The 16488-nt window shown below is 66.7% G+C and carries 15 protein-coding genes and 2 pseudogenes; 12 read left to right on the top strand and 5 right to left on the bottom strand.

From position 1 onward, the window contains the following. Positions 1-145: 145 nt before the first annotated feature. Positions 146-517 (top strand): helix-turn-helix transcriptional regulator, encoded by a 372-nt coding sequence (locus tag Q0654_RS02095; RefSeq protein WP_298849990.1) that lies wholly within the window; start codon positions 146-148, stop codon positions 515-517. A 188-nt stretch (positions 518-705) separates the two neighbouring features. Then, entirely contained in the window at positions 706-1083 is a 378-nt protein-coding gene (locus tag Q0654_RS02090; protein ID WP_298849989.1) for a helix-turn-helix transcriptional regulator, read from the top strand. 40 nt (positions 1084-1123) lie between these two features. On the opposite strand, the gene Q0654_RS02085 is transcribed toward Q0654_RS02090, so the two are convergent. The 3 genes and pseudogenes from Q0654_RS02085 to Q0654_RS02075 all read right to left on the bottom strand — a co-directional run. Beyond that, complete coding sequence (locus tag Q0654_RS02085) at positions 1124-2578, bottom strand: GntP family permease (protein ID WP_019186275.1); 1455 nt, start codon at positions 2576-2578, stop codon at positions 1124-1126. A 2-nt stretch (positions 2579-2580) separates the two neighbouring features. After that, positions 2581-3690, bottom strand: coding sequence for a patatin-like phospholipase family protein (locus tag Q0654_RS02080; RefSeq protein ID WP_019186276.1), 1110 nt, complete (start codon positions 3688-3690; stop codon positions 2581-2583). A 65-nt stretch (positions 3691-3755) separates the two neighbouring features. Continuing rightward, positions 3756-4052, bottom strand: a pseudogene (locus Q0654_RS02075) (N-(5'-phosphoribosyl)anthranilate isomerase); the annotation flags it as partial. 19 nt (positions 4053-4071) lie between these two features. On the opposite strand from Q0654_RS02075, the gene Q0654_RS02070 reads away from it, so the two are divergent. Then, complete coding sequence (locus Q0654_RS02070) at positions 4072-5007, top strand: transposase (RefSeq protein ID WP_298849987.1); 936 nt, start codon at positions 4072-4074, stop codon at positions 5005-5007. 228 nt (positions 5008-5235) lie between these two features. Here Q0654_RS02070 and Q0654_RS02065 read toward each other — a convergent pair. Further along, positions 5236-6794, bottom strand: a pseudogene (locus tag Q0654_RS02065) (IS3 family transposase). 299 nt (positions 6795-7093) lie between these two features. Between Q0654_RS02065 and Q0654_RS02060 the strand changes: the two are divergent. The 8 genes from Q0654_RS02060 to Q0654_RS02025 are packed head-to-tail and all read left to right on the top strand — an operon-like array spanning position 7094 to position 14128. Continuing rightward, positions 7094-7675, top strand: a complete 582-nt coding sequence (locus Q0654_RS02060; RefSeq protein WP_298849985.1) for a Na+/H+ antiporter subunit E — start codon at positions 7094-7096, stop codon at positions 7673-7675. Next, positions 7662-7949, top strand: coding sequence for an MrpF/PhaF family protein (locus tag Q0654_RS02055; protein ID WP_298849983.1), 288 nt, complete (start codon positions 7662-7664; stop codon positions 7947-7949). Before Q0654_RS02060 ends, Q0654_RS02055 begins: the two co-directional genes overlap by 14 nt. Further along, entirely contained in the window at positions 7946-8245 is a 300-nt protein-coding gene (locus Q0654_RS02050) for a monovalent cation/H(+) antiporter subunit G (RefSeq protein WP_298849981.1), read from the top strand. Before Q0654_RS02055 ends, Q0654_RS02050 begins: the two co-directional genes overlap by 4 nt. Then, the gene (locus Q0654_RS02045; protein WP_264227065.1) at positions 8242-9186 is read left to right on the top strand and encodes an MnhB domain-containing protein; all 945 of its coding nucleotides are present in this window, start codon (positions 8242-8244) and stop codon (positions 9184-9186) included. The genes Q0654_RS02050 and Q0654_RS02045 overlap by 4 nt, the downstream gene beginning before the upstream one ends. 7 nt (positions 9187-9193) lie before the next feature. After that, entirely contained in the window at positions 9194-9514 is a 321-nt protein-coding gene (locus Q0654_RS02040) for an NADH-quinone oxidoreductase subunit K (protein ID WP_264227064.1), read from the top strand. Continuing rightward, positions 9511-10968: a proton-conducting transporter membrane subunit gene (locus tag Q0654_RS02035; RefSeq protein WP_298849971.1), complete on the top strand. Its 1458-nt coding sequence runs from the start codon at positions 9511-9513 to the stop codon at positions 10966-10968. The genes Q0654_RS02040 and Q0654_RS02035 overlap by 4 nt, the downstream gene beginning before the upstream one ends. Then, the gene (locus tag Q0654_RS02030; RefSeq protein WP_298849969.1) at positions 10965-12443 is read left to right on the top strand and encodes a proton-conducting transporter membrane subunit; all 1479 of its coding nucleotides are present in this window, start codon (positions 10965-10967) and stop codon (positions 12441-12443) included. Before Q0654_RS02035 ends, Q0654_RS02030 begins: the two co-directional genes overlap by 4 nt. Next, positions 12440-14128, top strand: a complete 1689-nt coding sequence (locus Q0654_RS02025) for a complex I subunit 5 family protein (protein WP_298849967.1) — start codon at positions 12440-12442, stop codon at positions 14126-14128. Before Q0654_RS02030 ends, Q0654_RS02025 begins: the two co-directional genes overlap by 4 nt. A gap of 226 nt (positions 14129-14354) precedes the next feature. Here the strand turns inward: Q0654_RS02025 and Q0654_RS02020 are convergent, their stop codons facing one another. After that, the gene (locus Q0654_RS02020) at positions 14355-14510 is read right to left on the bottom strand and encodes a hypothetical protein (RefSeq protein WP_298849964.1); all 156 of its coding nucleotides are present in this window, start codon (positions 14508-14510) and stop codon (positions 14355-14357) included. Between the two features lie 183 nt (positions 14511-14693). Between Q0654_RS02020 and Q0654_RS02015 the strand changes: the two genes are divergently transcribed. Further along, a complete protein-coding gene (locus tag Q0654_RS02015; protein WP_298849962.1) occupies positions 14694-16316 on the top strand; it encodes an IS1634 family transposase in 1623 nt (540 codons plus the stop codon). Positions 16317-16488 lie beyond the last annotated feature (172 nt).

The following is a 16488-nucleotide window of genomic DNA, read 5'->3' as shown; positions in this document are numbered from 1 at the left end:
CTAGCACCAGTTCTACGCGCTTCTCCGCAGGCAGTTCGCTCTTCCGTCCCATGTCTTGCTCCTCGATGGCTGTCTAACATTCCATCGGGTCCAAGGACCTGGGGGCAAGACACTTCGAGCCATGCAGTTACCACAGGGGGTACGCATGACGCTGGCCTTGCGCATAAGGAAGGCACGCCGCCATGCAGGAGCATCGCAGCAGGCATTGGCGGATCGGATAGGCGTTACCCGTGGAGCGGTGGCCAACTGGGAATGCGCGAACGCCGTACCTGCGACAAGCCGCATGGGAAAGATCGCGCGCGTTACCGGCGTGTCGTACGAATGGCTCGCAGCCGGGCGAGGCACGATGCTGCCCGACTCCCCGCCCGAAGAACCGCCTACGCCTGCCGTCGATGCGGATTTCGTGGAGGATCCGGTCGAACGCCAACTCCTTGAAGCCTTTCGCCTGGCGTCCATGCGTGTCCGCAAGCAGGCAATGAAAACGCTGAAAATCTCGGCAAGACGATATGTGGAATAACGACCGACCGGGAGGGTAAGCGCCTTCGCGGATTCAACCGTCCATCCGCCATTCCATGCAAGCGAGGCTGTACAAATTGCTCAATATCGCTTGCAATTCCCGCCCATCCGCAACCCGTGTCACGTACTTGCAGGCACTCCGTCACAGGTCTAGTCTGGAACGCCTGCACGGAATTGGCAGGGGGGATCATGGAACTTTCAATGCGGATCCGCATTGCGCGACAACGCGCATGCATGTCGCAGGAAATGCTGGCCGGCCGCCTCGGCGTGACCCGCGGCGCGGTGGCGAACTGGGAATGTTCGGTCGGCGCACAGCCGGCGACGTCGCGGCTGGAACGCCTGGCGCATTTCACCCGCGTGCGTTTCGAGTGGCTGGCCACCGGCCGTGGCCCGCTGGCCTGGGAGGCGGATCCGGACGACATTCCGGCACTCGACGCCGAACTGGTCCACGACCCGCTCGAGCGACGCCTGCTGCAGGCGTTCCGCTGCGGCGGCCGCGAAACGCGGCGCCTGCTGCTGGGACTGGCCGACGCGCAGCTGGCCTCGATCCAGCCGCGCCGCGCCTGAGCATCGTGCCGGGCGGCGCCGTCACGCCGCGCACGTGCGCTCAGAACGACCCGAACATCGTCCCCAGCACGATCACCACCACCAGCGCCACGATCGAGCCGAGCACCGCGGTCACCGCGATGTCGCCGTAGCTGTCGCGGTGGGTGCAGCCGCACACCGCCAGCAGAGTCACCACCGCGCCGTTGTGCGGCAGGCTGTCCAGGGTGCCGGCGCCGATCACCGCCACCCGATGCATCAGCTCCGGCGACAGTCCGGTCTCGTAGGCGATGGCCATGAAAGTCGGACCCAGCGCATCCAGGGCGATGGTCAGGCCGCCGGACGCCGAGCCGGTGAGGCCGGCGAGGATGTTGGTCGCCACCGCCAGCGACACCAGCGGACCGCCGCCGATGCCCAGTACCCAGTCGCGCACGATCTCGAAGGCCGGCATCGCCGCGACCACCGCGCCGAAACCGACCAGGCTGCCCACCGCCAGGATCGGCAGCACCGAGGCGTTGGCGCCGGAGTCCATGCTCGAACGCAGCGAGGGGAAGCGGCGCAGGTTCAGCGCGATGGTGGTGGCGATCGCCGCGGCCAGCGCCACCGACACCGACCACACGCCCGCCACCTCGGACAGCGAGGTTTCGCCGAAGCGCGCGTACTGCAGGTAGGACACGTCCATCCGCGGCAGGATCAGCAGCGACATCAGCAGGTTCACCCCGATCACCACCGCCAGCGGCGCGAACGCAACCAGCGCCGACGGCAGGCCGCTGCCCTGGACGCCATGCGCCGCCTCGGCCGGATCGAAGGGCTGCGCCACCGCCGCGCGTTCGCGCACGATCTCGTCCTCGGCCACCATGCCGGCGTCGGGCGTGGCCAACTCGCCGAAGCCTTCGCCCGCCAGCCGCGCGCGACGTTCGGCGCGGGCCAGCCACCACAGGCCGAACGCCAGCATGATCGCCGAGGCGATCAGGCCCAGCCCGGGCGCGGCGAACGGCGTGGTGCCGAAGAACGGCATCGGGATCGCGTTCTGGATCGAGGGCGTGCCGGGCATGGCCGACATGGTGAAGGTCATCGTGCCCAGCGCCAGCGCCGGCGGCATCAGCCGACGCGGGATGCCGGCGCCGCGGAACAGCACCGCGGCCATCGGCACCAGCACGAAGATCGCCACGAACAGGCTCACCCCGCCGTAGGTCACCAGCGCGCCGGACAGCACCACCGCCAGCATCGCCCGCCGGGTGCCGAGCTTGGCGGTCATGAACGCGGCGATGGCCTCGACCGAGCCGCTGTCCTCCATCAGCTTTCCGAACAGCGCGCCGAGCAGGAACAGCGGGAAGAACTGGGAGATGAATCCGGCGGCGGCCGACATGAAGGTCAAGGTCCAGTGCGCCAGCAGCGGCTCGCCGGAGAACGCCGCCACCACCAACGCCGCGGCCGGCGCCAGCAGCAGCACGCTCCAGCCCCGGTAGGACAGGTACATCAACAGGCCGAGGCCGACCAGCATGCCCAGCAGTCCCATGCTCACACTCCTTCCAGCAGCACGTTCAGGTCGATCGATGAGCGCTTGCCCAGGTTGGCGCCGTCCTGCGCCAGGAAGGACTCGGCCACGCGCCGCCCCTCCTTGTGCAACATCTCCAGGAACGCCCACTCGGCGCTCATCTTCGACGAGGAATCCAGCACGGTGGCCAGGTCGTTGCGCACCAGGTGGATGCGCTTGCTCGCCCAGCGCGCGCCCTCGCAGTTGCCCACGTCGGCCACCTGGCGCAGCAGCGCGATCATGCGCAGTTCCTTGAGCAGGCCGGCGTTGAAGGAAATCTCGTTGATCCGGTTGAGGATCTCGCGCGCGCCGGTCGGCCGGTCGGGACGCTCGACCGGGTTGACCGCGACCAGGATCACGTCGTCCGAATTGCAGTCGCGCACCAGCGGGGTCATGGTCGGGTTGCCGGAGTAGCCGCCGTCCCAGTAGTACTCGCCGTCCACCTCCACCGCCTGGAACATGTTCGGCAGGCAGGCCGAGGCCAGCAGCACGTCCGGGCTCAGTTCGGCGTTGCGGAACACCTTGCCGCGGCCGGTACGCACGTTGGTGGCGGTGATGAACAGCTTGATGTCCGACTTCGACAGCGCGTCGAAATCGAGTGAGCGCTCCAGGATGTCGCGCAGCGGATTGACGCCGAACGGATTGAGGTCGTAGGGCGACCACAGCCGCGACACCAGGTCCATGGCCAGGAACGCCGGCGAGCCCTCCAGGCTCCAGCGTCCCATCAGCACGTCCAGCGGCCCGCGCTGCAGCGGACTGAAGCGCGCTGCGTCGGACACCGCGCGCCAGAACCGGGCCAGCGCCTCGCGCGCGCCCTGGCGACTGCCACGTTCGAAGCCATCGACCAGCACGGCCGCGTTCATCGCGCCTGCGGAAGTACCGGACACGCCATCGATCCGCAGCCACTCCTCTTCCAGCAAGCGGTCGAGCACGCCCCAGGTGAAGGCGCCGTGCGAGCCGCCGCCCTGCAAGGCCAGGTCGATGGACAGGAGTTCGGGCGGCGGCGCCGCACGGCTCTTGCGGCGCGGCGCCGGCTTGGACGCAGCGGTCTTCCTGGCCGGGGTGGCCTTGCGGGTGCGGGCCGGAGTGCTCATGGGTGGATCCGTAGGGACGGGGGAAAACTACAGGGACACACGCAGCGCGTAAAGGAAAACGCCGTTCAATCGGGACCGGTACCGTCGGCACGTCGCACTTCCGCCACGAAGCGGCGCATCTTCTCGCCGTCCTTGACTCCCGGCGCGACTTCGATCCCGCTGGCCACGTCCACCGCCCACGGCGAGGTGGCGCGGATCGCGTCGTGCACGTTGTCCGGCGTGATCCCGCCGGCCAGCACGAACGGCCGGTGCAGTCCGCCGGGGATCGCGCTCCAGTCGAACGTGTGGCCGGTACCGCCGGCTGCGCCCTTGCCGTGGCTGTCGAACAGGAAACCGTCGGCGTTCGGCCAGCGCTCTTGCAGCGCGGCCATCCACTTCCACATGCTGTGGCTCGACGGCGTGTACGACGCGAACGTCGAGCCGCCGCAGCGCAAGCCGCGCCTGCGCCGCGCCCGTGCCCCCACCTCTGCGCAACTGACGCAGCTCGCCAACACCATCGCGCATCGCGTGTGCCGGCACCTGTCGCGCCGCGGCTGGCTCGAAGGCGAAGACGAATCCGTGTTCCTGTCCGACAGCGCGGGTAGCGACGACGGCATGGATGGGCTGCGGATGAGTTCGATGACCTACCGCATCGCCACCGGTCGCGACGCTGGCCGCAAGGTCGTCACGCTGCAAACATTGCCCGGTGACGCAGGCTCGCTGGAGGGCGATGCCGGCAAGGTCGGCGGCTTCTCGCTGCATGCCGGCGTGGCCGCGGAAGCACACGAAAGCCACAAGCTCGAAAAGCTGTGCCGCTACATCACGCGCCCGGCCATCAGCGAGCAGCGGCTGTCGATCTCACCGCAGGGAAGGGTGCGGTATCAGCTCAAGACGCCATGGCGCAATGGCACCACCCATGTCGAATGGGATGCGGTCGACTTCATCGCGAAACTGGCCGCACTGGTCCCGCCACCTCGCGCGCATCTCACCCGCTTCCACGGCGTATTCGCCCCGAATGCAAACCTGCGTGCGCAGCTGACGCCCTCGGGGCGCGGCAAGCGGCCTGCGGGCGATGCGGCGCCGGTTGACGCAAGCGCCCACGACGAGCCGCGCAGCCCCGAGCAGAAGCGCCGTGCGATGAGCTGGGCGCAACGGCTCAAGCGGGTCTTTTCCATCGACATCACCACCTGCGCCCACTGCGGCGGCGCGGTACGGATCGTCGCCAGCATCGAGGAACCCACCGCCATCCGCGCCATCCTCGCCCACTTCGAGAAGCACGGCGCGCTGGAGCAAGCGCACTACCGGCCCGCAGCGCGCGCGCCGCCGCCGGCCGCGTGACGAGGTGCCGGCCACACAGCCGGCAGCCAAGCCAGAGTCCGATCCGATGCGGCCACGACCCCGCAGGGCTGCGCTCGGCCCTGTGCCGGGATTCGGTGAGAAATGGCTACGCACTGAGCCGCTGCGTGGCCCCGCGATGTCGAAAACCCACGCATGAACCCCCTATCTGTGCCCGATCTGTGCCCAAAGCGGCGCTTGCGGTGCATGTCAAGCTAGTTGCCGCCTAGTTCATGCCGCTTTTCGCTTACTTTCCGCCTCTGGTTGAGCCTTGCCCGCGAGGCAGTCGCGCTCGGGGTTGAGGGTGACCGGGCCGATCGGTTTCCAGTTGCGGGTGTTGCGACGCCAGCGCTGTGGGTTGCGTTGACGAGCGGTCTGATAGAGGGCGTGGCGCTGCGCCAGGATGTGCGGGTCTTGGCCCGCATGGCGCTCCGCTGGCGTGACGTAGCGCAAGCCGCTGTGGCGATGTTCTTCGTTGTACCAAGCGACGAACTGCGCGGCCCAGCGGCGTGCGGCGTCGAGGTCGGCAAAGCCCTCGACGGGGAACCCCGGTCGATACTTGGCGGTGCGAAACAGCGATTCCACAAAGGCGTTGTCGTCGCTGACCCGCGGCCGTGAGTACGAGGGGGCGATGCCCAGCCAGTGCAGCATGGCCAGCACCGTGGTCGATTTCAGGGCAGCCCCATTGTCGCCGTGCAGGACAGGCTTATGCAGGGCCGCGTGTACACCTTCGGCCAGCGCGGCGCGCTTGAGCAGCGCGGTCGCATGCTCGCCGCTTTCCACTTCGTGCACCTCGTGAGCCACGATCTTGCGGCTGTAGAGGTCGAGGATCAGGTACAGGTAACACCAGCGCCCGGTGACCTGGCTGGGCAGCCAGGTCACGTCCCAACACCAGACCTCGCCGGGTTTCGAGGCGGTGTGCGTGGTCGGCGTGCGACGGGCCTCAGGACGCTTGGCGCGGCCGCGACGCTGCGATTGGCCGTGGGCTTTCAACACGCGATGAAAGCTGGATTCACTGGCCACGTAGCGGCCCTGATCGGCCAGCCGGGGCACGATCTGCGCAGGCGGCAGGGCGGCGAAGTCAGGCGCGTTCGCGATCTGCAGAATCGTGGCCTGTTCCTCTGCACTCAAGGCATGCGCAGGCGTCGGCCGCACCGCCTGCGGACGGCGGTCACCGGCGTCCAGGCCCCCGCGCGACTGCCAGCGCTGCAGGGTCCGCGGATCGAGGCCCAGCAGCGCACACACCGGCGCCAGCCGGGCGCCGGCGGCTTGGGCTTCGGCAATCCATGCGGCCATCTGTCGGCGATCTTCCAGAGCGATCATGCGTCCGCGTCCGTGTGGAAGATCGCCTCGAGCTTTTTTGACAGCACCAGCAGCGCGGCGGTCTCGGCCAGTGCCTTCTCCTTGCGGCGCAGCTCGCGCTCCAGCTCGCGAACGCGTCGCTGATCCGCCTGCGCTGCGCTCTTTGCGGGCGAGGCGCCTGTCCGCTCCAGTGCGTGCGTCGCTGCCTGCTTCCACTCCAGCAGCTCACTCGGGTACAGGCCCTTGGCTCGACACCAGGCAGCGCGCTGCTCCTCGCTCATCGCGGCGGTGGCCAGCACCGCCTCCAGCCGCGCCGCCGCAGTCCAACCGCCTTCGGACTTGCCGGCGGCCAACGCGTCCGCACGCCAACGCTCCAGCGTCGACACCGAAACACCGATCTCACGCGAGACCACATCGATGCTCGCGCTCTCCGGCGGCAACAACCGCGAGACCGCCTTGTCTTTGAAAACCTGTCCGTAACGTGCCACGTCCTCGACTCCTAACGCCCCACCTGGATGATCCTATCCGGGCGGCAACTAGCTTGACGTGGGGGGCTTGCGCGGCCGCTTCCTACCCGCCAGACTCGCAAAAAAGGGCGGTTGAACTTCCTATACCCCCGACGCGCCTCGGCTTCACGATCTGCGAACACCTCCGTGGGCGCCGGGACAATCGTCTTGGCAGTTGGCCATTGGACAGTTACTTTTTAGCGTCGAGTCGCTATGGTTTTTAACCAGTTGTGCTTGACTGAAAAACTCTATCTAGTTAGCCCTGAACTAGTTAGCCCTGAATGATCATGTCCATCGCACGGCGCGACTGGGCCACCGGGGTGTCGATGTGTGAAGATTGGACTTGGATCATGCAAGTGCGTTCGACAGTTGCGCGCCTCGTCACCTTCGCCACGTTCTGGCTGGCGCTGACGGGCGGCGCGATAGATGCGTTGTCCCACGGGGCGCCGGCGGTTCTGCTGGCAACATGGATAAGCCTCGGGCTGTACCCGGCGACGCGACCGGAAATCCGGCTTGGGTGGACAGTCCTGTACGTGCCCTACCTCCTGCTCCGCGGCTTTTGGGGTGGTCTGGATGTTGCGCGTAGAGTTTTCGACCCACGTCTGCCGGTCCGGCCCGGCTGGTTCCGGGTTCCGCTCTCGTCGACGATCCCCGAGGTGAACGCCGTGCTCGGCGGGGTCGTGAGCGTCCTGCCCGGCTCGCTGACCGCAGGGGTCATCGGGGGCGCGCTGGAGGTTCACGCGCTCGACATCGACGCTTTCGACACGCGCAGCCTGGAGACAGAGGAGCGCCGCGTGCTGCGCCTCTTCGGTGTCCCGGTCGTCGCGCAGAACCACGCAGGAGAGAACCATGGATACAGTTGACCATTTCATGATCGCTGCCATCGCCCTGCTGCTCACGCTGGCGCTGGCGCTCTTCCGCGCCTGGCACGGACCACGCGCGATCGACCATGTCATGGCTGCGCAACTCATCGCGACCAGCGGGGTCGGCGTGGCTCTGACGCTGGGCGCGGCCAGGGACGACGCCTCGATGCTGGACGCAGCGTTGGTGGCCACGGTGCTGGCGTCGGTCGCAATTCTCGCCTTCGTGCGGGAGGGCGGGAGCAAGGGGCGCAAGCCGGGAGACACACGGCCATGATCCTCATGGACTACCTCGTGCCCGCGCTTCTTTATGTGGGCGTGTTCTTCTATGCGGCTGGATCTTTGGGGCTGCTCCGGTTCCAGGATGCCGAATCGAGGCTACACGCGCTCACCAAAGCCGACAACGTCGGGCTGGGATTCGTGGCGCTCGCCGCCGCGTTGCACTGGGGCTCAGTGGCCGCCGCGCTCCAGATCGTCGCCGTCTGGCTATTCGCGCTCATGGCCGCCGGAGCAACCGCGCAGCTGATGGCGCGCCGCGCGAAGTCCTCGGCCGAGCGGGGCTCGGACGAATGACGCTGGCCTTCGACCTGATCCTTTGTCTGATGATCATCGGCACTGCCGCCGCGGCGCTGCTGTTGCAGAACGCGCTGGCGGCGGTCGTCTTCTTCATCGTGCTCGGGAACCTGCTCGGTCTGGCATGGCTGGCGATGGACGCTGTCAATGTCGCGATGGCGGAAATCGCCATCGGAGCGGGCGTCACCGGAGTTCTGCTGATCCTGACGCGGCAACGGCTGAACGCGCTTGGTGACGATCTTGTCAGCGCCGAGTTGCCCGGCTGGCTCCGAGCCGGTGCGCTCTTGGCCTGCGCTGGCTTTACGGCGATGGTCGGTTCCGCAGTTATGAGTGTCCCGCCCGCCGACGATCTGGGTGGGTCGATCGCCGCACTGATGCCCGGGCTTGGTATCGAAAACCCGGTGACTGGCGTGCTTCTGGCCTTTCGCGCCTACGATACGTTACTGGAGGCCTTTGTCCTGCTGGGCGCCCTCATCGCGGTCTGGTCGCTCGCGCCGCGCGTCGCGTGGCCGCACGCCCCCGCGGCGCTGGCACTCGCGGAGTACGAAGGACACGACGTGGCGGCAGCCTTCGGTCGGCTGCTCCTGCCCCTGGCGCTGATCCTGGCGGTCTACCTTGTCTGGGCGGGGTCAGACCTGCCAGGCGGGGCGTTCCAGGCCGGAACCGTGCTGGCGGGCGGTCTGATCATCGCCGCGATCGGCGGCGTGATCTCATGGCCGCGGGCGGACGACTTCTACCTCCGCGTGGCTCTCGTGCTTGGACCGGCGGTCTTTCTCATCATTGGCGCCGCGGGCATCGCCCTCGGCCGGTTCTTGTTCTACCCGCCAGGCTTCGAGAAGGCCTTCATCGTCGCCATCGAATACGGCCTTGCGCTGTCGATCGGCGCCACCCTCGCGCTGCAGCTGGCCGGACCGCCGGTGGCGCCCGGTCGCAAAGGTTGACCGCTGCATGACAATGCTCCTGCATATTTACCCCTTGACTGGCGTGGCTCTGGTGGGGCTCGGGCTCTATGGCTTCCTGATCCTGCGCCATCCGCTGCGTCAGATCCTGGCCGTCAACGTGGTCGGCGCAGGGATCTTCCTGATCCTGGGAGGCCTTGGGCGCGGGGCTGCCTCGACCGATCCTTTCCCGCAGGCGCTGGTGATCACCGGGATAGTCGTCGCCGTGGCGCTCACAGCCTTCGGCGCGGCGCTGATTCTGCGCGTGGTCGAGGATGAGCGCGCGCCGAACGACGCAGCGGCGGTCAAGACAACCGAAGACCTCACATGAGCCCGCTCGACCTGCTTGTTGCGGCGCCGCTCGGCTTCATGATCGCGGCGCTGCTGCTTGGTGCATGGGCGCGCTGGTCGCTGCTGGCGGCAATCCCGGTCATGGCAGGTCTGGCGGTCTGGCTGCTGCTCCTGCCAGCGGGCTCGGCACATGTGGTCGGCGACTGGAACCTGCCCCTGGGCGTTCAGTTGCGCGCCGATGGGCTAGCGCAGATGATGGTGGGCGCCACTGCCGCCTGCGCCTCGCTCATCGGACTGTATGCGCTTCACGAATTCGCACCCGGCCCGGACAGATCGGAGACTGCCCACGGCTTCGCCTTCTGGCCGCTCTTCTACCTGTTATGGGGTGGAGCGAATGCCGGATTCCTGAGCACCGATCTCTTTAATCTCTACATAGCGCTGGAGATGGTCAGCCTGGCGGCGGTGGCGATGGCGGCGATGGGCTCGCTGCGCGCCGCCTTGCGCTACTTCGTGATCGCTCTGGTCGGATCACTGGCCTACCTGCTGGGCGTGGCCCTCCTGTTCTCGAACTATGCGACGGTGGATCTGACGCTTCTGGCCGCGACGGCGCGGCCTGACCTCGCGACAAAGACGGCGCTCGCAGTGATGACGGCAGGGCTGCTGATCAAGGCGGCGGTCTTTCCGCTGCACGGCTGGCTGCCGCCGGCCCATGCCGCAGCACCCGCTCCCGCCAGCGCCCTGCTGTCTGCGATCGTCGTGAAAGTGGGATTCGTGATCCTGCTGCGCCTTTGGTTCGAGGCTTTCCCGACCATCGTAGCTCCTGCGGGGCTGGAGGTGCTCGGCTGGCTCGGTGCGCTGGCAGTCCTCTACGGTTCCGTCCAGGCGATCCGGCAGAACGTCCTGAAGGCCCTCGTGGCTTATTCGACCGTGGCGCAGATCGGCTATCTCCTGCTGGCGTTCCCCCTGGTTGCCACGGCGGCGGGGACCGGGGGGGCCTGGGCCGGAATGACGATCCACGCCGTCGCCCACTTGCTGGCCAAGGCGGCGATGTTCCTGGCCGCCGGGCTCATGCTCGAGGCCGTGAACGGCAAGCGCCTCGAGGACTTGCGTGGCCTTGCGCGGGCGATGCCGTTGACCGTCGCAGCCTTCGGGCTGGCCGCGGTGTCGCTGATGGGCCTGCCGCCCTCGGTCGGCTTCATCGCGAAATTCCTCCTGCTTGAGGCGGCGGTGGAGCAGGGCGCCGTTTTCGCGGCCGCAGTGCTGCTCATCGGCGGGTTGCTGGGCGCAGTCTACCTGTTCAGCCCGCTGGCCTGGACCTTCGCCGGCAGCGATACGCCGGTGGTCGTGTCGAGGGCCCCGCTGCGCACCGCCGCGCCGCTGGCGTTGGCGCTTCTCGCCGTGTCTCTGGGGTTCGCCGGACAGGCGATGGTCGAGGTTACCGCCGCGGCACCTTTGGCCGGGCCGCCGGCGGCTGTGGCGGTGGATGTCCGATGATCCATCTCCTGCCCCTGTTGTTGGTCTTCCTGCCACTCGTTCCGGCACTCATCAGCTTCGCCCTGCCCGACCGCATGGCGGTATGGCGCGACGCGATCAACATCAGCTTCGCCCTGATCAAGCTGGCGGTCGTGGGCTTCCTCCTGCTGGCAGCGCGCGAAGGCGTGATCACGGAATGGCGCTACGAGTTCCTGCCGGGCCACGACTTTATCCTCCGACTCGATTCCATCGCACTGCTGTTCATCACCCTCTCGGCCTTCCTGTGGTTGATCGCTACGGTCTACTCGATCGCCTATTTCGGACGCGGCCCTCACCTGGCGCGCTTTTTCGGGTTCTTCAACCTCTGCGTCCTCGCGGCGACCGGCGTGGCCATGTCGGGCACAACGATCACGTTCTTCCTGTTCTACGAGCTCCTGACGCTGGCGACATGGCCGCTGGTCGTCCACAAGGGTGACGAGAAGTCCCTGCGCGCGGGGCGCATCTACCTGATCTATACGCTGGCAGGCAGCGCCGCCTTTCTGGCGGGCATCGTCTGGCTGAAGTCGCTCGTCGGCACGATCGAGTTTACGGCACCGCCTGATCTGTCCGGCATCCCGCGGCTTGAACTTACGCTTATATTCATCCTTTGCATCGGCGGGCTCGGCGTGAAGGCGGCGCTCATCCCGTTCCACGGGTGGTTGCCCGAGGCGATGGCCGCTCCTGCGCCGGTCAGCGCACTGCTGCACGCTGTGGCCGTGGTCAAGGCCGGTGCGTTCGGGATCGTGAGGATGATCTACGACGTCTACGGTATCGACACGGTGTCGGAGCTTGGCCTAGGCACACCGCTTGCCGTGTTGGCTGGAGCGACGATCCTCTACGGTTCGTTCCGCGCCGTGATGCAGACCGACATCAAGAAGCGGCTGGCCTATTCGACGGTCAGCCAGGTCAGCTACATCATTCTCGGGGCCAGCCTGATCGGTCCCTTCGCGATCATCGGCGCGTTGGTGCATCTGGTGCATCAGGGGATCATGAAGATCACTCTCTTCATGTGCGCGGGCGCGCTGGACAACCGGATGGGGATCAAGTCGGTGGCGGATCTCGACGGTGCCGGGCGGGCGATGCCGGTGACAATGGCTGCATTCAGCATCGGCGCGCTCGGCATGATCGGTGTTCCGCCGACGGCAGGCTTCATCTCGAAATGGCACCTCGGGTTGGGCGGGCTGCAATCCGACGCGCCTTGGGTCATCGCCGTTCTGGCGGGATCATCTCTACTGAACGCGCTCTACTTCCTGCCGCTGCTCTACCGCGCTTGGCTGCTTCCGCCATCGGCGAAGCTGGCATCGGTGCGGGAACTGGACGGCGCCTGGAACCGGATGTTGATTCTCCCCGCCGCGATAACCGCCCTAGCCACACTCGCTGCCGGAGCGTTTGCGACCTCCCCGTTCAGCCCTCTGAGCTGGGCCAAGCTGATCGCAGAGAGTGGCTACCTGAAATGACAGTCGCACCCAGCCTTCTTCTGCCGGTCGTGATCCTCTGGCCGATCCTTCTCGCCCTTCTGTGCCTGTTACCGAAGCTGGGGCCGAGGATGCTGTTGGCGCTGCCGCTTGCGCCGCTGCCGGCACTCGCCGCCGTGTTCCTGGCGCCGCGAGACCAAACTTTGAGCGTGACATGGGTCCTTCTCGACGGCGGGCTCCGTCTGACCGAACCGGGAGTGCTTTTTCTGAGCGGCGCCGCGGTGCTGTGGTTCTGGGCCGGAGTCTATGCCCTGCGCTACATGCGCGGCGATCCGCGTGCGCGGACCTTCGCCCTGTTCTGGATGCTTGTTCTTGCGGGAAACCTGGGTGTATTTCTGGCCGCGGATTTGGCGAGCTTCTACGTGTTCTTCGCGCTGGTGTCTCTGGCCGCCTATCCGCTCGTGATCCACGATCGCAAACCCGCGTCGATGCGGGCCGGCGCCGTCTACATCATCCTTGCCGTGATTGGCGAAACCGCGCTGCTGGCCGGTTTTATGATCGGCGCCCATGCGGCAGGCGGCACGATCCTAATCGACGAGATCCGCGACAGCCTCGCCGCCCCACGAGCCGACCCGCTGGTCCTGTGGCTAATGATCGCGGGTTTCGGCATCAAGGCGGGTCTGGTCCCGCTGCATGTCTGGCTGCCGGTGGCACATCCGGCAGCGCCGGTCCCGGCCTCGGCGGTACTTTCTGGCGCCATTGTGAAGGCGGGTATCTTCGGGCTGGTCACGTTTCTGCCCTGGGGCAGTGCTTGGCCGATCAGCGGAACGTTGCTGGCCCTGGCGGGGTTCAGCGGGCTCTTCGCGGCGGCGCTTTACGGGGCGATGCAGGGCAATCCAAAGACCGTGCTGGCCTATTCCACCGTCAGTCAGATGGGGCTTCTGATGGGCGTGATGGGCGCGGCGCTGGCGGCGGGCCTGTCAGCGGCTTCGGTTCTGCCGGCGGTGGCGCTTTATGCGCTGCATCACGGGCTGGCCAAGGGCGCACTGTTCCTGGGTGTCGGCGTTGCCGGCAAGGCCCGGGGTGTGGTGCGAGGCTTGGTGATTGCGGCACTGGCGATGGTCGCCTTGTCTGTGGCGGGGTTGCCGCTGACCGCTGGGGCGCTTACGAAATCGGCAATCAAGGGCTCCGCAGGGGACTTTGGTGCGACGTTAATCGGCCTTTCCGCGCTCACCTCCGGGCTTCTGCTGGCGCGTTTTCTATTTACTCTGCCTAAGGCTGAAAAGGAAGATCGCCTGCCCGGTCTGATGGTTGTGCCGATGGTGGCGCTGGCCGCCACTGCGCTCGCACTGCCGTGGTCACTTTATGCTGCGGTAACGGGCAAAGCACCCTATGGGACGATCGACTTCTTGGCACTCGGCGTTAGCGCCTGGCCCCTTGGGCTCGCGGCGGTTCTCGTTATCGCCGCGTTGGGAATTGGACTGCGCGCCCCGTCGCTGCCCGAAGGCGACCTGCTCGGCTCGGTTGCGAGGTTCAACGCCCGTGCGGTCGCCGCAGCCCAGGCCGCCGCATCGGTGGGCGGATCGGACAAGCCGGTCGAGACCGCGCGCACCTGGCCGGAGATCTGGGATGGGCTGGAACGGCTGGAGCGGCTGATCAACGACCACGCGGCGAGCTCGGTCACCCTGATCCTGATCGCGTTGGGCCTGTTCGCCGCGCTTGCCTGACCGAAGCGCGCCGTCCCGCCACGGTCTAGATGCAACGGAAATGGAGGGTGCAGCCGCCGGCAGGGGGCTAATGTTCTAGAGTGGCCGATCGTCATTTCGTTGCGCTGTTCCATGCCCGCAGGCCGCACGGAACGACAGATTTAACGGCAGGAACAGGCAGACCAGGCGGCCGACAGGGCCGCCCGCATCCATGGGCTGGCGGCGAAGCCGGTCAGGAGCGGGGCCATCACCGCTGCCCACTCCGCCAATCGTCGAGCCGGGCGTAGATCGTGACCGTGATGCCCCCGAGCGCGACGGCGATGAACACCCAGCGCAACGTGTCGAGATAAGGCACCAGCGGCAGGATCGCGGTCTGGGTCTCGGCGATGACGCTTTGCGCCACCTCGATTCCGGCTGCGCCCAGCGTCCCCAAGTTCGACAGTTGGAGCAGGAAATCCGGCCGGTCGTAGTGGTGCCGCTTCCAGAAATCAACGAGTTACTCACCGATTCCGACAGTATCGTGTTGTGTCACGCCGTAGCTCTATAGCCCTTGAAGTGAGTGTCATGTGGCGGTTAGAGTTGTTCCATGTACACGCGCATCACCCGTTCCGGCGGTCGCAGCTACCTCCAACTCGTGGAGGGCTACCGTGTCGACGGCAAGGTCCGGCAGCGCGTGGTGGCTTCCCTGGGCCGGCTGGATGAGCTCACCGAGGCCAAGCTCGCACCGCTGATCAGCGGCTTGGAGCGCGCCTTGGGACGCACGCGACAGGCCGAGGCGATCGAGTACCGCTCGGCGCGTGCGTTCGGGGATCTGCACGCGCTGCAGATGCTCTGGAACGAGCTGGGTCTCGGCGCCGCTCTGAGTCGCGCTTTGCGCTCGTCGCGCCGCAGCTTCGACGCCGAGGCGCTGATTCGGACGATGGTGTTCAACCGTTTGAGCTGCCCCGATTCCAAGCTCGGCGTGCTGCGTTGGCTTGAGACGGTCGAGATGCCGGGTGTGCCGGCAGAGGTGACTCACCAGCAGCTGCTGCGCGCGTTGGACTGCCTGATCGACCGCATCGATGCTGTGGAATCCGCGGTGCTGACGCTCGTGCGGCCCTTGCTCGACAACGAGGTCACCCTGTTGTTCTACGACCTCACCACCATCCGCATTCACGGCGAATCCAACGGCGGCGTTCAGGACCTGCGGGCGTTTGGGCGCTCCAAGGAAACCCACGGCCCCGCCCGCCAGTTCGTGTTGGGTGTGGTGCAGTCGGCCGAGGGTCTACCGCTGCTGCACACGGTGGCGCCCGGCAACGTTGCTGAGGTCGACACGCTGCGACCGATGTTGGAACACGCACTCAAGCGCTTCCCGGTGGGGCGCTTGGTGGTGGTCGCCGATCGCGGCTTGTTGAGTCTGGACAACGTCGAGGAGATTCGACGCCTGTGTGGCGAAGCCGAGCAGCGCTTGGACTTCATCCTCGCGGTGCCCGCGCGTCGCTACGGCGACATGCCCGAGATTGTTCGGTCCTTGACGTTCAAGGACGGCTTGGCGGAAGGACGCTTCGCCGACTATCGCCTGGTCGCCGCTCACGATCCTGTGCGTGCCGCTGAGCAGACCGCACGCCGCCGCGCGCGCATTGAGGCGGTTGAGGCGTTTGGCGAACAACTCGCCGCCAAACTCGATGGCCAGGACACGGGCGCCGCAAGCCGCGGTCGCCGCGCCAGCGATCGCGGCGCCTACAACCGCTTTCTGCGACGCCTGCTCGAAGAGCAACTCACACGCTTCATCAAGACCGACCTCGGCGCCGAGCGCTTCGCCTTCGAGCGGGACGAGAAGGCCTTGGCGGATGCCGAGGTGCTCGACGGCACCTTGGTGCTGTTGACCAGCATCGACGCCGAGGTCATGAGCGCGGCTCGCATCGTCGAGCGCTACAAGGCACTGGCCGACATCGAGCGCGGCTTTCGCGTGCTCAAGAGCGACATCGATATCGCGCCGGTGCACCACCGCCTGCCCGAGCGCATTCGGGCACATGCCCTGATCTGCTTCCTGTCGTTGCTGCTCCACCGCCTGCTGCGCCTGCGCTTGAAGGCCACGGGTTCGGCCTTCTCACCGCAACGAGCACTCGCCACCCTGAGGCAGATCCAACGCCATCGCATCCACATTGGTGAGACCTGGCTTCGGAAGCCACAGGTTGAAGATCATGCAGTCTGGCTTCACCGGATCTAGATATATGTTCCGAGGTACAAAAAGGCCAACAGAACAAGCGGTTAAATTCGGCGTGCTCGTTCAGTATCAGGAGGACGAACGCCGAGCTAAACCGCTTTAGGACGATCAGTTGCTGGGATTTCCGCGTCACAGCCTGCGGCACGGGAGAGAGTAAAGGCGGATTCCCACTGAG

The organism is uncultured Aquimonas sp. (assembly GCF_937888285.1).
Lineage (GTDB): Bacteria > Pseudomonadota > Gammaproteobacteria > Xanthomonadales > Xanthomonadaceae > Aquimonas.
Note: the sequence above shows the minus strand (reverse complement) of the source record. Positions and strands in the feature narration are given on the sequence as shown.

What these genes read in the sequence shown, in the direction of transcription:
- Q0654_RS02085 (WP_019186275.1), bottom strand. Translation starts at nt 2,578, where the DNA reads ATGGGACTGCTGGGCATGCTGGTCGGCCTCGGCCTGTTGATGTACCTG.
- Q0654_RS02035 (WP_298849971.1), top strand. Translation starts at nt 9,511, where the DNA reads ATGAGCCCGCTCGACCTGCTTGTTGCGGCGCCGCTCGGCTTCATGATC.
- Q0654_RS02095 (WP_298849990.1), top strand. Translation starts at nt 146, where the DNA reads ATGACGCTGGCCTTGCGCATAAGGAAGGCACGCCGCCATGCAGGAGCA.
- Q0654_RS02045 (WP_264227065.1), top strand. Translation starts at nt 8,242, where the DNA reads ATGACGCTGGCCTTCGACCTGATCCTTTGTCTGATGATCATCGGCACT.
- Q0654_RS02080 (WP_019186276.1), bottom strand. Translation starts at nt 3,690, where the DNA reads ATGAGCACTCCGGCCCGCACCCGCAAGGCCACCCCGGCCAGGAAGACC.
- Q0654_RS02025 (WP_298849967.1), top strand. Translation starts at nt 12,440, where the DNA reads ATGACAGTCGCACCCAGCCTTCTTCTGCCGGTCGTGATCCTCTGGCCG.
- Q0654_RS02090 (WP_298849989.1), top strand. Translation starts at nt 706, where the DNA reads ATGGAACTTTCAATGCGGATCCGCATTGCGCGACAACGCGCATGCATG.
- Q0654_RS02055 (WP_298849983.1), top strand. Translation starts at nt 7,662, where the DNA reads ATGGATACAGTTGACCATTTCATGATCGCTGCCATCGCCCTGCTGCTC.
- Q0654_RS02015 (WP_298849962.1), top strand. Translation starts at nt 14,694, where the DNA reads ATGTACACGCGCATCACCCGTTCCGGCGGTCGCAGCTACCTCCAACTC.
- Q0654_RS02030 (WP_298849969.1), top strand. Translation starts at nt 10,965, where the DNA reads ATGATCCATCTCCTGCCCCTGTTGTTGGTCTTCCTGCCACTCGTTCCG.
- Q0654_RS02050 (WP_298849981.1), top strand. Translation starts at nt 7,946, where the DNA reads ATGATCCTCATGGACTACCTCGTGCCCGCGCTTCTTTATGTGGGCGTG.
- Q0654_RS02060 (WP_298849985.1), top strand. Translation starts at nt 7,094, where the DNA reads ATGATCATGTCCATCGCACGGCGCGACTGGGCCACCGGGGTGTCGATG.
- Q0654_RS02070 (WP_298849987.1), top strand. Translation starts at nt 4,072, where the DNA reads ATGCTGTGGCTCGACGGCGTGTACGACGCGAACGTCGAGCCGCCGCAG.
- Q0654_RS02040 (WP_264227064.1), top strand. Translation starts at nt 9,194, where the DNA reads ATGACAATGCTCCTGCATATTTACCCCTTGACTGGCGTGGCTCTGGTG.